Source organism: Streptomyces sp. NPDC020597, from assembly GCF_044335095.1.
In the GTDB taxonomy this organism is placed as follows: Bacteria; Actinomycetota; Actinomycetes; order Streptomycetales; family Streptomycetaceae; genus Streptomyces.
This window is the reverse complement of record NZ_JBIRUL010000032.1, coordinates 1-14,408: the sequence shown is the minus strand read 5'-3', so window position 1 is coordinate 14,408 and position 14,408 is coordinate 1. Positions and strand designations below refer to the sequence as shown.

Sequence of the window (14,408 nt, the reverse complement as noted above, 5' to 3'; positions counted from 1 at the left end):
TCCTGAGTTGAGAATCATGCCAGACTGGGAAGCGCTTACTGGATCGGAAGCTTACCGAAATGCTCCCGCCACCACTCTGGCCCTGGCTTTCACTGGCCGAATCCGGTGCCGCGCGAGATCCTGACGTCGTCCACGTGCACAGCTCCGCGCTCACCCCCGTTCGAGTACCACGCGATCTTCGCGATCCCCGGCATCGAGGTGCGGAACGCCGCGTCGTTCAGTAGGCGGTGGCCGTCGATGTCCAGGTCGAAGCGCTGGTTCACGGTGTCCACGGTGAGCGTGACCCGGTACCACTTGCCATTGGTGTACGTACCGAGCACCGTGTCCGTGGTCCCCTTGTACGCGTGGATCTGGCCGCGGGCGAAGGCCACGCTGACGGCTGGGCTGCCGGAGGCGTTGTAAAGGTAGGGCAGCCCGAACCAGCCGGCCTGTGTGTCGTTGCGCATCACCTGCGTGTCGATGGTCACCACGCCCTGCAGCGGGGTGCTGAAGAGACGGGCGAGGTTGGTCCCGTCGGTGCCGCCGCCTTCGATGGTGCGGGTGAGCCGGACGCTCTTGTCGGTGGCGGACGGCGTCTCCACCACGGAGACGTCGTTGTTGGTCGAGATGACTCGCCATCCGTTGGTCCCATTGGCGAGCGCGCCGGTCGCCAGGCCGTCGAACGTGTCCGTGAACGCGATGTCGGGCGCGCCGCGTTCCAAGGCGCCGATTTCCGGACCGTTCCCGATCGGCACGGTTGCCCCGGCGTAGTCGAGGCCGCCGTTGCCGGTGACCGTGGCTCCGGCGTCGACGAACACCGATCCCGACTGGAGCGCGAAGTTCGCCGCCGTGTCGAGCCTCGGGCCGTTCTCGTCGCCGTACGGCCCCGTGACGGAGGCATTCACGAACTGCGGAGCGCCGACCACGGCGTTCGCGTCGGACGCCGGCCGAGTCGTCAGGTTGGACGAGTATCCGTTGTTGTTGTACGTGATGCTCGACGGTTGTATGAACTGGGGGGCGGACTGACTGGAGACGAACAGGTTGTTGGTGAACGTCGCCTTGCCGGAGACACCGCCGGTCACCATGTTCTGCGAATTGGTGTTGGCGATGGTGTTGTTGTAGATGTTCGCCACCGTGCCGCTCTGCTGCGACATGTGGATGTTCCACCGCGTGCTGCCGGTGATGACGTTGTAGCGGAGCACCACGCTGCCGAACTTGACCGCGGAGTTGCACGCGCACAGCAGGATGCCGTCGCCGTTGTCGTGAAGGTAGTTGTACTGGAACACCTGGTTGGTGGTGCCGATGTCGGGGTCCAGGGCGTTCTGGTCGGCACCGCCCGAGGAGAGGTGGGTGCCCATGATCTCGTTGTGCTGGACCGTGACGCTGTCGGCCATGTTGGTCTCGACGCCGGAGACACCGACCCGGTCGATCACGTTGCCCTCGACGAGTCCGCCACGGACGCCGGTGAGGTAGATGCCGTTGCAACCGTAGGGAGTGTTCGCCTGCGTGATGTAGTTGCCGCGGAACGTGACGTCGGTGTACGGCGTGTAGGCGGGGTCGGTGGCCGTGGCGCGCTTGCCCCAGCCGGTGAAGACGGCACCGGGCGCGTCACCGGCGTACTGCTTGGTGACGATCCCGCTGAACGAGGTGTTCTTGATGGTGGAGTTCTCCACGGTGATGCCGTCGAGGACCGTGGGAGCTCCAGGCGCGGTGATGTCCTGGACGCCGGTGAGGAAGGCGATGCCGCCGGTGTCCTTCGAGCGGTCCCAGCCTTGCTGGAAGGTGATGCCCGGCTTGTTGTCGGCGGTACTGCCGCCGACCCATTTGACCTCGCCGGTGACGTCGTGCACGTCCACCGAGTCGATCACGAAGTGGTGCAGGGTCTGGCCGTTGTCACCGTGCACGCCGATGCCGCGGAAGTCGCCGAGCTTCGAACCGTCTGTCGTCCCGGTGGGTACCGCGTTCGACACGTCGAGGTTGCGGATCTCCCAGTACTGCTGGTTGTTCAGCCGCACCGCGTCGCCGACTGTGCCCTGGCCTGCGATCTTCGGCTTGGTGCCCGTTCCGTAGCTGTCGATGGCGATCGGGGCGCCGTCGGCGCCGGACCCCTTCGGCCAGAGCTGGCCGGTCCAGCTGTCACCGGCCTCGAAGCGAATCGTGTCGCCGGGCTGGAACGTCGTCGCGTTCACCTTGCTCAGCGAGCGCCAGGGCGCGCTGCTGCTGGTTCCGGCGTTGCCGTCGCTGCCGTTCGCGCTCACGAAGTACGTGGTGCCCGCGGCGAAGGCCCGCTGCGCGGGTATGAGCACGATCGACGCGAGCACGACTGCCAGCGCGCACAGTGCGGCGGCTGTTGCTTGTGACACAAGTCTTCGATTGACGGTCATGGTCCTCTTCTTGTCGTCTGTGATGGTGAGGTACTGGCTCCTGTCGTGGCGCCTCCAGTCGAGGCGTCGCGTAACGACCCAGGGCGGAGGCGGTTCGGGACCGCGCGGCGGACACACCCGCCGACGCTCGACGACACCGGAACCGGGCCGGCCGGACATGCCCTGTCGGGAGCAGAGATCGTCGACGGTTCCAGGCGCCTTGATAGCGGTGTCACAGTGCCCTCCCGGATGTGAAGCAGACCGTCTGGAAGCCTCGTGCTTGTCCCGAGCGGGCATACTGGGAAAACGTATTCCGCGCAGTGTGCCCAGCGGGCCTCGAGTGAGTCAAGGCTTCGAGCAGATGAACCCGGCAGTGCTGTGGGGCCCCGTCTGAAGCCGACGGCACCATTCGACAGCGGGTCGTGCGGCAGCCCGGTCTGCCGTCGAATGGTGCTGCGCACTGGCCGATCGAGTACCCGTCGCCCGATGGGCGCGGGAGCGCAGGCCGAAGTCAGGGTTCTTGGCGCATGGACGGGAGGCCGGCGATGGGGACCTGTCTCGCCCACGGGATCGGTCGGGTGCTCAGTCCGTCACGAGACCTTGACCAGCTTCCATCGCTGGTTGGTGCTGCCGTTGGTGAACCACTGGTCGATCGGTGTGCCGTCGGCGGTCTGCGCCTTGTACACGTCGGCCTTGTACCCGTTCGAACGGGACTCGATGGTGTACGTGCCGCTGCCGGCCGGGGAGATCAGCCACTGCTGGCTGACGCTCCCGCTGGAAGTCCCCAGCTGCAACTGGGTGCCGGGCCAGGTGGAAGCCGCGTTGATGTCAAGGGCCTTGCCGCTGGTGACACCTGTGATGGTGAGGTAGCCGCCGCTGGTGTACGTCAGCCTCCATTGCTGGCTGCCGCTGTTCTGGTCGGTCTTCTGGACGAGGGGAGTGCCGTCGCTGGTCCCACCGTTGGAGGCGGTGAGCGCCTTGCCGCTGCCGACGCTGATGATCTTGTAGGTGCCGGAGAGGTCCGGGACGGTTTCGTGGGTGATGGACAGGTTGGAGTACTCGACGGGGTAGTAGCCGGCCGTGCCCAGGCCGACCAGGCCCGCGCCGTAGCTCGTGTCGGTGACGGTGCCGACGGTGGTTCCGTCGATCTTGGCGGTGATCGTGCTGTCCTGGAAGGTCAGGGCCAGCTTGTGCCAGGTGCCCGTGCCGGGCGCGCTGACCGAACCACTGGCCAGGGTGGTCCAGTTCCACGAGTTGGTGCCGGTGGTGCCGGTGGTGCCGGTCTTCAGCAACGCCCAGGATCCGGTGTCGGACAGGCGCAGGTGGTAGGCGTTCAGCCCGGTGCTGAACTTCGCCTGAGTGCCCACGCGGCCGAGAATCTCCGCGGAGCTGCCGCTCTTCTCCAGCAGTATGTCGGAGGTGACCGTGTAGTTGCTCCAGCCCAGGTCTCCCATGAGGGTGTAGGGCTGGACGTCGTTCGAGGCCGGCGCCCACCAGATGATCGGCTTCATCGGCGCGGTCTGGCGCAGGCACTGGCCGCTGCGGCCCCCGGTGCAGGGGGCGGCCTGGAAGGCACCGTTCATCGAGGCGAAGTACTTCGCCTCCTGCCCGGTGCTGTAGCCGGCGAAGGAGTCCGAGTACGGCATCGAGAGCCGGTTGCGGGTGGGGGTGGCGGTCGTTCCGGCGCCCTGACCGGTGGTGGTGGTCACGGTGTAGACGCGACCGGGGTCCAGGGTGAGGGTGTACGTGCCCCCGGAGGCGGTCAGGTCGCTGTTGCGCACCATGCGCGGGGTGGCGCCGCCGGGCTGCGAGAGGTCGGTGGACCACACGTGCAGGGTGCCGCCGGGCAGGCCGCCGGCGATGTCGAAAGTGACCGTCTGGGACGCGGTGGCGTCCAGGGTCTCGTAGACGGTGCTCCAGGCGCTGTTGTCGGGCGCGGCGTAGCTGACGTAACTGCCGTTGGCACGGTCGCCGCCGAGGTAGCCGGAGGCGCTGTCGAGGTACTTCCAGCCGGGCGAGGTGAACTGCGTGGTCTGCGCGATGGACCAGACCGTGCGGGACACGCTGTAGGCGCCGGACCAGGGCTGGTTCGCGGTGATCAGGCCCTGGTCGTGGAAGAAGAGGTTCTGGTAGTCGGAGGCCACCATGGGCCAGTTGATGTACGCGCTCATCTTGGCGTCGAGGTAGCCGCGGTTGATGGCTCGGGCGACCGGGGCCGCCCCGGTCTCGGCGTTCTCCGAGCCGTTCTCGCTGGCCCAGATCGGCTTGCCCAGCGACTGGGCGTCGGCGGAGGAGGAACAGGTGGTCATCGCGGACTGGTATGTGCAGGGATAGTGGGCGCCGGCGATGTCCACGGCGTTGTACAGGGCGGTGCTGTTCTTCATGCCGGTGGCGATGTTCCAGACGGTCTCGTCGCCACCGACCAGCTTGGTCGAGGCGTAGCCGTTCGCCGCCATGGCCGACTTCAGGTTCTGGTAGAACCAGGCGCTGTACGTCTTCTCGTTCAGGCCGCCGATGTAGTCGATGGACAGGCCGTGCTGCTTGGCGCAGCCCAGCCAGTCGATCATGTAGTCGATGCCGTCCTGCGTGTAGAAGTTGCCGTTGCCGATCCAACCGGGGGCGCCCCAGGCCAGGGCGAAGAGCTTGATGCCGGGGTTGCGGGCCTTGGCCTGCTCCATCACCCACCACTCGTAGCCGGCGTCGCAGTCGATGTCGCCCTTCGTGTGCTCGAAGCTGATCTCGGAGCCGTCGGTGGAATTGACGTCGCCGCCGACTTCGACCTTGAGGATCTGCAGGGCGGCGCCGTAACCGGGCTTGAACAGGTAGTCCAGGATCTGGTTGCGCTGGGTGGCCGGGTAGTCGACCAGGAGGCGGGTGTTGCCGCCGCCGCCGCTGATCGCGCCGACGCCGTCGAAGGTGCGTCCTGCGCTGGTGCCGTCGACGGTGATCGCCGTGTCCGTGGCAGCGTACGCGGGCGACAGTGCTCGGCCGGTCAGCAGGGCCAGTCCCATGAGCAGGGCGGCCAGGGCCGCCAACCGTCTGGTGTGCCTGTCAGGCAGGCCAATGACGTGGTGCACGGGAGATCCTCCTGGGAGGGAGTGCGGGTGGGTGCGGCTTGTACTGAGACTCGGTGTGACCTGTCGCGTGGATCGCAGAGGGGGCCCACCTGGTGGAGGCGTCTCTTCACGTCGGGAAATCGTATTCCGCGCAGTGTGCCCGTCCGTGATCGGAGGCGTCAAGCGTCGGTCGGCGGGTAAAAAATGCGGCTTTGACGTGGCAGGTTCTGGTGTCCGAAGGAGCTGTGCGCGTCGGCGGAAGCGATCGGAGCGATCGGCTCAGGGCGGTTCAGACGATGCGGATCGCTGTGCTGTCGCGCACCACGACCTGGCCGCGCATCATCAGATGCTCTGCTTCCGTACGGGCCGCGAGCGCGAGGCGGACCGCCTCGGCGCCAGCCTGCGCAAGCGGCAACGACACGGTCGTCAGCCGTGGTGTCACATCGGTCGCGAGCTCGATGTCGTCGAAACCGGTCACCGATACCTCGTCCGGCACCGACACCCCGGCGGTTCGGAAGGCGGACATCGCGCCGATGGCGATGGTGTCGTTGGCAGCGAGGACCGCGTGGGGCGGCTCCAGCCCCTCGGCGACCAACCGTCGCGCCGCGTCGAACCCTCCCTGGCGGCTCACCGCGCAGTGCGCGACCCGGATATGCCGCTCCTCGACGCCGCCGTCGCGGAGACCCGCGATGAAGCCCGCGGTACGGGCCGAGACGTTTCCCTGCCCGCGCGCGCCGGCGAGGATCGTCACATGCCGGTGCCCCGCCCCGGCGACGTAGGTGGCCAACTCCTTCGCAGGGCCGTGATTGTCGAAGCTGATGGAGTCGAACGGCATGTCGGTGTCACCGACGATCACCACCCGGCCGCCCTCGCGTTCGTAGCCCAGCAACTCGTCGAGCAGGCGCCCGCCGAGGGCCTTCGTGTCGAGGCGGCTCGAAGTCAGAATGAGCGCACGCGGCCGCAGAGCACGCTGCAACCGGACGGTTTCGAGCTGGCGCTCGGCGGTGCCGTGGGTCGACGAGACGGTCACGAACGCACCCGCGTCGCGCGCTCGCCGTTCCATCGCCGCGGCGACCATCCCCATCGACGGAGTCGTGAGATCGTCGCCGACGACCGCGATCGAGTCGTTCGCGCGCCGCATCGCCCGGGCCGCGGCGTCCGCGGTGTAGCGCAACGCGGCCGCGGCGGAGACGACCCGCTGCCGGTACTCCTCCGCGACCGTCCGGGAACTGCCGCCCAGCACTCGCGACGCGGTCGAGACCGACACACCGGCGGCCGCCGCCACGTCACGCAGGGTGACGGTCGGCCTGGCTGAATGGGGCATCGCGCGTCCCTCCCGCACCACGAAAACGAGCCGCCGCCGACGCTACCCGAGGATGTCCCCGGCCAGGCGGCGGAGGTGTGGACGAAAGTGCCGGTGAGCGACACGGGATACGGTCGGCCGGACCGAGGGGGGCATGGTCGGCCGGACCGACTCGGGATACGGTCGCCTGGCTGGTAGGTGGTCACGTCGGCCCGGTTGGATTCCGTCCCGACGGTCACTCCCCAGGCCGGTGCGCTGCTGCGTCGCACACGCCTTGCGCGCTGGGCGGCTCGGTGCACAATGTGCGGCATGGAAGATGGAGCGGCAGCGCCTGCGGGGCGTCGCGGGGAGGCCGTATCCGAGGGGCGTCAGGTGACCCTCCATGATGTGGCGCGGACAGCGGGCGTCTCACAGGCGACGGCGTCGCGCGTGCTCAACGGCAGCGTCCGCAACGTCCGGCAGGAGAACGTCGACCGTGTGCTCACCGCGGCCGCGGAACTGGACTACGCACCGCACCTGTCCGCCCAGGCGATCGCGCGGGGTTCGACGAACATCGCCGCGCTGGTCGTCAGCGGTGTCGACGACCCGTACTTCTCCTCCATCGCGGCCGGCGTGACGCAGGCGGCCGAGGCCGCCGGACTCATCGTGACCATGGCGGTCGCGGACCGCTCGCCGGAGCGGGAACTCCAGATCGTCGGGACGCTGCGCGGCATGCGCCCCCGCGTCATCATCCTGACCGGCAGCCGCGTCGACGGCGCCGATGCCCGCGACCCACTCGTCGAGGAGCTCCAGGCCTACCGGGAAGCGGGCGGCAGCGTAGTCCTGATCAGCCAGCACGACCTGCCGTTCCACACCGTCAGCATCGACAACTACGGTGGAGCGCGGCAGCTTGCCCGCGCGCTGGTCGGGCTCGGCTACCGCCGGTTCGCGGTGGTCCGGGCGGGGACCCACCTCAGGACCTCCCGTGACCGGTGCAGCGGTTTCGTGGAGGGCCTGCGCGAGTTCGGCATCGACGTCGACGAGCGGCTGGTGGTCGATGCCGAGCTCAGTCGGCGAGGGGGGTGTGAGGCGGCCCGGGAGCTCGTCCGGCGGGGACTGCACGGTACGGAACTCGTCTTCGCGGTCAGCGATGTCATGGCGATCGGTGTGATGACCGCATTCCGCGACGCGGGGCTTGTCCCTGGCCGGGACGTCGCCGTCGCCGGCTTCGACGACATCGGCCCGGCGGTGGACGTGTTCCCGGAGCTGACGTCAGTGACCGTTCCTCTGCAGCAGGTCGGGCTCCGTGCGATGGAGCTCGCGCTCTCCGACGACGACGCCCCGCGGATCGTACCGGTCGCCACGAACGTCGTTCTGCGGGCGAGTACACCCCCTCGATGACCGGCCCTCCGGGCCAAGTGGACCCTCACCTCACTTCACCTCACCTCGCATCGCTGACGCACTCCGTGGGAGTGACCTGAGCGCCCGGCGTGGACAGTGAGCCTTTCCAACCTCGCACTGAAGCTGCGAGGTGGAGCGTCTGAGCGAAAACCCCTTGCGACCAAGGGCGGTGATCGCCCTACGGTTGCTCCCCGTGACCATCGAGATGCCCTACCAGCCACTTCCGATCGACCAGTCGGACGTGCGCTACGTCCACGGACCTGATTCCGCTCCACAGCAGGGCGTGCCTGCTGGCGAGACGGTCGAGTTCGAGTGGAGGGGCAGCGAGGTATACCCGGGAACCTTCCGGAAGTTCTGGGTACACGTGCCCGCACAGTACGACCCAGCGGAACCGGCATCCCTGATGGTGTTCCAGGACGGATGGTCGTACCTGGACCCCGCAGGGGAGGTACGCGGCGCGATCGTCCTGAACAACCTCATGCACCGCGGCGACATCCCCGTCACCATCGGCGTGTTCGTCGATCCTGGCGTCTTCCCCGACTCGGAGAACCCTAAGAACCGCAACAACGAGTACGACGCCTTCGACGACCGGTACGTCACCTTCCTCCTCACCGAGATCATCCCGCAGGTCGCGGAGCGCTATGCCATCGCCCAGTCACCCGAAAGGTGGGGCATCTGCGGCGGGAGCAGCGGCGGCAACTGCGCCTTCACCGCCGCGTGGCTGCGGCCGGACAAGTTCCGCCGCGTCATCGGATATCTGTCCAGCTTCGCGCAGATGCCGGACGGCAATCCCTACCCAGACCTCATCTCCCGCGTTCCCCGCAAGCCGCTGCGCATATTCATGCAAGGCGGCCACCGCGACCTGCACTGGAACGAGCCACAGTGGAACTGGCTCGCCGAAAACCTGCGCGTGGCAGCCGCTCTCGCCGAAGCGGGCTACGACTTCCGCCTCGTCCTGGGAGACGGCGGACACAGCCCCAACCACGGCGGCGTCCTGCTACCGGACGCGCTGCGCTGGCTGTGGCGGCCCAACGACGATTGACCGGTACCTGCTCATCCGGGTGCAGCCCACCTCAGCGCAGCCGGCGCCAGAGACCACCCGTTTGACCAGGAGCATCGGCGTGTTTGCCTCCGTCCGTGATCGACCTGTCCAGCTCACACTTGCGCTGCGGTGACACCTGCACCGGCTCGCGGCCTCCTTCGGCACACGCATGGCAGCCACGGTCTATCCGCTGCATTCGCGAGGCCGTGGGCCTCCGCCGCCCTGCCCTGTGTCGTACGCGACATCAACGCGGCCCGCACCCACGGCGTCATCGACGTCTACGCGTGCCCTTCCGCGGTAACACCGCGACTTCTCGGTCGGTCACCAGGCCGTCGATGTCGCCCACGCGCGAATCCGCGCCATCGGCGAACAGGCCATGGCCACCCTGAAGCTGACGTGTCCTGCGCAAACTGCAGTGCAGCTGCCGGGATCCCGTGCTTCTGATGCTCAGTATCAGATTGAGCTGCTGTTGTACTGTTTGTTCATGGCCGACTCTGCCCAGCCCGTGACCAAGCCTCCCGGCCTGCGGGAGCGTATGCGCGCGACGGTCCGGAAGGAAGTCGTCGAGGTCGCCCTCCGGCTGTTCATCGAGCAGGGATTCGACCGGACGACCGTCGACCAGATCGCCGGTGAGGTGGGGCTGTCGCGTGCCAGCCTGTTCCGGTACTTCGGTACCAAAGAAGACATGGTCCTGCAGGGTTTGGAGGAGACCGGCCTGCAGATCGCGGAGGCGTTCGCGGCCCGCCCCGACACCGAGCGTCCCTGGGAGGCGCTGCGCAGGGCGTTCGACGTCCTCACGCAGGCGAACGAGCAGGCTCCCGAGCAGACACTCGCCTACCTGCGCATGCTCCAGGAGACTCCGTCACTGCGCGCCCGGCACTTCGAGAAGCAGCTGAGCTGGCAGGCGATGCTGGAGCCGGAGATCGCCCGGCGGCTGGGCGTCAGCGCCGACCAGCCGGAGGAGGTCGGGCCGAACTCGCTTTCGGGGGCCGCGCTCGCCTGTCTGGATGCGGCCGCGACGGGCTGGGTGGCCTGCGAGGGCGCCGTGCCCCTGGCCGTACTGCTCGACCGCGCGATGGACACGCTGACGGCATAGTCTCACCAGGGCCCCCGGCCTCCTGGAGCCACCGCGACGCGCCCACCGTGTGGCTGACCCGGGGTTTGCCGCCGACAACTCGCCCTGGGGGGCCTCGCTCGGCCGCATCCGAGCGGACCCCAGCGATGCGTTGACCTGCCACGTGGTTCGGGAAGCGGTGTCGGTGTCATGCGCCTCGCCGCGGCCGAGGCTGAGGAGTGCGATGAAGCGGGCTTCGGCCCGGTCGATCTCACCGAGCTGAGTGAGGATCGATACGGGGGTGGAGTCACCGACCACCTTCTGCATCCGTGGGGTGCGGTCCAGGATCACGTCCCGGATCGGTTGCAGAGCGCGCGGCGCGTGATGGAAGACCTGCCCGAGGGCGTAGGCGTGCTGGACTGCCTGGCGGTGTGCGGCTGCGGATGATCTTGGGGTCGGACAACCGCTCGCTACCAGCACGAGTAGGAGATCCACAGTGGCTCGCGAGCTTGCCCCCGACCTGGTCGGTACCGAGTACGGGCGCAAGGTGCCGCTGCCCGAGCACACCTGGCAGGAGGCCCGCTGGTGCCTCACGGCCGATGCGACCCTCACGTTCACGGCAAGCGAGGTGACCCGTCGAGCGGGACGATCGGCATCTACCCGCGATGACGCGGTGCCCCTGGTCGTTGGGGTGGACCGAGTCCGTCAGGTCGCCCGAACCCAGCCAGCCGCTGGTGTCGACGAAGGACACCCGGGAGTCGTCGCCGTCGATGGCCGCCTTGACCGCCGCCTGGGTCTGCGGGACGTACCGGCCGTGGAAGGTCTCCAACGCGAAGATCCACGCCTGGGGGTATGCGGCGCGGACCTTGCGCAGCAGACTGGTGTACGCCGTCTGGAACTGTGCGGAGCTGACTGCGTGCCCCACGTCGTTGGTGCCGAGGTTGATGACGACGGCGTTCGCCTGGTAGCGGGAGAAGTCCCAGTCGGGGGTGGCTGCGTTCGGGTTGAGCTTGGTGAACTGCCGTTCCAGGCCGACGCATCCGTCCGCCGCGGCGACCAGGCAGGCGCCGCCCTGGGCGATCTGGGTGTGCTCGGTGCCGAGCCGTTCCCTGATCAGCCAGCCGTACGCGGTGCGGGCGCTCTGCGACGATGTCGTCCCCACCGTGATCGAGTCGCCGACCAACTCGATCTGCTTGCCGGGCGTCGGCGGTGCGAACGTCGTGGCGCCACTGTCGAGAACCAGCCCCTGGAAGACGGCGTCGCCCCGGTACGAACCGGCGACCACCTGGTAGTTGACCTGGAGGGCGTGGTTGCCGGCGGACAGCGGGGAGGGCGTCAGGTTCACCGTTCCCTCGACGTCGTCGTAGAACTTCACCGGGCCGTTGTTGATCCTCGCCCAGAAGTCGATCGTCCCGCGCTGCTCGAGCTGGACGGTCCGGCCGGTGAAGCCGACCCTGTAGTAGGCGCCCGCCCAGTACGGGGTGTAGGCGGTTGCGGAGGTCCTGGTGTCCCAGCGGCCCACGAACTTGTTGTTCGGGTCGCCGGGCTGCCCAGGAGCGGCCGCCCGGGTGGAAGGGGGCTGCCAAGGCGGGCGGCGATGACGGGGGCGAGGCGGTTCGCGAACTTGGTGTGGCCCGCCTCGTTGGGATGCCCGTCGCCGTCCTCATAGTCGGTGCCATCGGTCAGCCAGCCCGTGGTGTCGACGTAGTGCACCCTGCTGTCCCCTTCGTTGGCGCGGGCGGTGACGGCCGCCCTGGTATCGGCGACGTAGCGCTTCTTGAGCGTCTGCAGGACGAAGAGATGCGCGTTCGGGTAGGCGGCGCGAAGGTCGGCGAGGAACTTGGTGTACGCCGACTGGAAGGAGGCGCCGGTCACGCCGTGGGCGATGTCGTTGGTGCCCAGGTTGATGACGACGGCGTCCGCCCGGTATCGGGAGAAGTCCCAGTTCTGGCTGCCCGTGCTCGCCGTCCTGAAGAACTGCGTGCCAAGGCCCGTGCATCCGGACAGGGCGACGAGACAGTAGTCGGACCGGGCGATCTGGGTGTGGCGCGCCCCGAGTTGCTCGCCGGTCTTCCAGGCGTACGAGTCCAGTGTGAGCCGGTCCGTGAGCGCGCCGGCGGTGATGGAGTCGCCGACGAACTCGACGAGCTGGGAGGGGGTGTTCGGTGCGACCGTGCGCGCACCGGGGTCCAGCACCAGGCCCTGGAAGACGGTGTCGCCGGAGCGGTACGAGATGCGCAGGGTGTGAGTGCCGTCGGACAACGGCTGGGGAGTGAGGTTCACTGTGCCGTGCACGCCGGCGTGGAAGACGTCGGGGCCGCCGTCGATGCTGGCGTACAGGTTGACCGCGTCTCTCGCCTTGACCGTTACCGTGGTGCCGGTGAAGGCCGTCTGCAGGTAGGCGCCGGTCCAGGAGGGCACCGCCGTGGTGCCGGCGCTGGTGTCCCAGCGCCCGGCGTAAACGATGTTGGGATCGGAGACCGAGCCGTCACTCGGCGCGGCCTGGGCGGGGGAGCTCCCCGTCCAGGACAGCAGGCAGGCGACGAGAACGGCCGTGACGAGCGAAGGGAGGGTATGGGCGAAGCGGCATAAGGAGGTGGTGTGGGGGGTGGTCTGCGCGGGGGTGCCTTTCGGTGTGGGGTGGGAGCGCTCCCGGGCGCAGCTTTTCGAGAGAAGTGATGAAACGGTTCAGCGTCAAGGGTTCGTGTGTGGCAGGTACTCCACTGGCAGGGATGGGATGTTGCTCGAGTCGTTCTCTGCCGATCGGTGAGCTCGGCCTGTATTCGGGATGGTTGCGGGAGGAGTTCGTGGGGGTGCTCTGGCGGTTTCGCGCCTGTGGTCAGTGGTGGGAGATTGCGGGCGAGTTCGGTCTGTGGGCCATGGTCTACGGCCGCTTCCGGGTCTGGGGGGCGCCGGCGTGTGCACCGGTGGCGGCGGTGGTGCTGGGCGATGACCGCCGGGGGCGATGTCCGGGGCGGCGAACTGGCTGCTCGTGTCGTGTCGGATGTCGTCATGGGTCGTCTTCGCCGGCGTGGTCGGCGTCATCGGCGGTACGGGCTGGGTGCGGTCCAGGGGCCTGTTTCTGCGGCTTCTCGTACACCGTCAGGACCGGGGCGTTCTCGGGCGGGGCGAGGTGGATGCCCACGACGTCGCGGCCTTGGTCACGGTCTGCGGGTCGGTCGAGAGCTTCCGGGTCTGAGCGATGTGCGGTTTGTGGCCGGAGGACGGCCAGGTCCGTGAGACGGCCGACTGCGACATCCCCGCCGCCCCGGCCATCGAATTGGCCGACCAGTGCGAATCACCCGGTGGCGCCTGATCCGGCGTCCTGACGGCCGGCGCCTCGACCCGCTCGTCCGTGATCTTCCGCGGAGCTCCCGAGCGCTGCCGGTCCACGGGTCGGGGTGGCTGGGCTGGGTGGTGGTGGCCGGCCCGGGGTGGGTGGGGGTGGGGGTGGGGGTGGGTGGGAGTTGTTGCATGGCAGGTTGCGGTCAGTGTCCGGGTGTGTGTTCCGTGTGTCGGTGCTGTCTAGTACTGCAACGGTGCTTGCCGTGACTGCTGGCCAGCTCGGTCGTTGGTGTGGTCATGGGTGGGGACCTTGCTGATGTCAGGTTGTGGGCGGGTGAACTCGAGGCGGTGCATGAGCGGTTCGTGCACCGGTTCAACCGGGAGGAGCCGCGCGAGTCGGCACTGGCGTACATGCGCGGACTGATCGCTCCGCTGGAACGGAAGAACGGCTGGACACTGGCGGAGGAGGCCGGGCACGCGGGCCCCGATCGCATCCAACGGCTGCTGAACCGCATCGAGTGGGACGCCGACGAGGTCCTGGACGACGTACGCAACTACGTCGTCGAACACCTCGGAGACCCAGATGCCGTCCTGATCGTCGACGACACCGGGTTCCTGAAGAAGGGCATCCGCTCGGCCGGCGTGCAACGTCAGTACTCCGGAACCGCCGGCCGCACCGAGAACAGCCAGATCGGCGTCTTCCTCGCCTACGCCACGAGCCACGGACGTACTCTGATCGACCGGCGGCTCTACCTGCCCACCTCCTGGACGGACGACCGGGAACGCTGCCGCCGGGCCGGCATCGGCGACGAGATCGCCTTCGAGACGAAGGTGGCCATGGCCAAGGCCATGGTCCGCAAGGCCATTGCGGACCGGATCCCGTTCCGGTGGGTGACCGCGGACGCCGCCTATGGCTTCAGCAAGGGCTGGCGGTTCGAGCTGGAGC

10 protein-coding genes are annotated in these 14,408 nt (G+C 68.2%); 5 read left to right on the top strand and 5 right to left on the bottom strand.

What is annotated here, in order from left to right; all coding sequences use genetic code 11:
- Positions 1-89 precede the first annotated feature (89 nt).
- The 3 genes from ACH4ZA_RS34335 to ACH4ZA_RS34325 all read right to left on the bottom strand — a co-directional run bounded on the left by ACH4ZA_RS34335 (position 90) and on the right by ACH4ZA_RS34325 (position 6,683).
- The gene (locus tag ACH4ZA_RS34335) at positions 90-2,363 is read right to left on the bottom strand and encodes a right-handed parallel beta-helix repeat-containing protein (RefSeq protein ID WP_398433146.1); all 2,274 of its coding nucleotides are present in this window, start codon (positions 2,361-2,363) and stop codon (positions 90-92) included.
- Between the two features lie 569 nt (positions 2,364-2,932).
- A complete protein-coding gene (locus ACH4ZA_RS34330) occupies positions 2,933-5,419 on the bottom strand; it encodes an RICIN domain-containing protein (RefSeq protein WP_398433145.1) in 2,487 nt (828 codons plus the stop codon).
- Between the two features lie 268 nt (positions 5,420-5,687).
- Entirely contained in the window at positions 5,688-6,683 is a 996-nt protein-coding gene (locus ACH4ZA_RS34325) for a LacI family DNA-binding transcriptional regulator (protein ID WP_398433144.1), read from the bottom strand.
- 390 nt (positions 6,684-7,073) lie between these two features.
- Between ACH4ZA_RS34325 and ACH4ZA_RS34320 the strand changes: the two genes are divergently transcribed.
- The 3 genes from ACH4ZA_RS34320 (at position 7,074) to ACH4ZA_RS34310 (ending at position 10,219) form a co-directional block, all read left to right on the top strand.
- Complete coding sequence (locus tag ACH4ZA_RS34320) at positions 7,074-8,081, top strand: LacI family DNA-binding transcriptional regulator (protein ID WP_398433143.1); 1,008 nt, start codon at positions 7,074-7,076, stop codon at positions 8,079-8,081.
- A gap of 193 nt (positions 8,082-8,274) precedes the next feature.
- Positions 8,275-9,123, top strand: a complete 849-nt coding sequence (locus ACH4ZA_RS34315) for an alpha/beta hydrolase (protein ID WP_398433142.1) — start codon at positions 8,275-8,277, stop codon at positions 9,121-9,123.
- Positions 9,124-9,607: 484 nt separating this feature from the next.
- Positions 9,608-10,219, top strand: a complete 612-nt coding sequence (locus ACH4ZA_RS34310; protein ID WP_398433141.1) for a TetR family transcriptional regulator — start codon at positions 9,608-9,610, stop codon at positions 10,217-10,219.
- A gap of 265 nt (positions 10,220-10,484) precedes the next feature.
- Here ACH4ZA_RS34310 and ACH4ZA_RS34305 read toward each other — a convergent pair whose 3' ends face one another.
- Both ACH4ZA_RS34305 and ACH4ZA_RS34300 read right to left on the bottom strand, forming a co-directional pair.
- A complete protein-coding gene (locus tag ACH4ZA_RS34305) occupies positions 10,485-11,339 on the bottom strand; it encodes a GDSL-type esterase/lipase family protein (protein ID WP_398433195.1) in 855 nt (284 codons plus the stop codon).
- Positions 11,340-11,548: 209 nt separating this feature from the next.
- Positions 11,549-12,598: a GDSL-type esterase/lipase family protein gene (locus ACH4ZA_RS34300; protein ID WP_398433140.1), complete on the bottom strand. Its 1,050-nt coding sequence runs from the start codon at positions 12,596-12,598 to the stop codon at positions 11,549-11,551.
- A gap of 583 nt (positions 12,599-13,181) precedes the next feature.
- Between ACH4ZA_RS34300 and ACH4ZA_RS34295 the strand changes: the two genes are divergently transcribed.
- Positions 13,182-13,376: a hypothetical protein gene (locus ACH4ZA_RS34295; RefSeq protein ID WP_398433139.1), complete on the top strand. Its 195-nt coding sequence runs from the start codon at positions 13,182-13,184 to the stop codon at positions 13,374-13,376.
- A gap of 383 nt (positions 13,377-13,759) precedes the next feature.
- A partial coding sequence (locus tag ACH4ZA_RS34290; RefSeq protein ID WP_398433138.1) for an IS701 family transposase occupies positions 13,760-14,408 on the top strand: 649 nt, incomplete at its 3' end.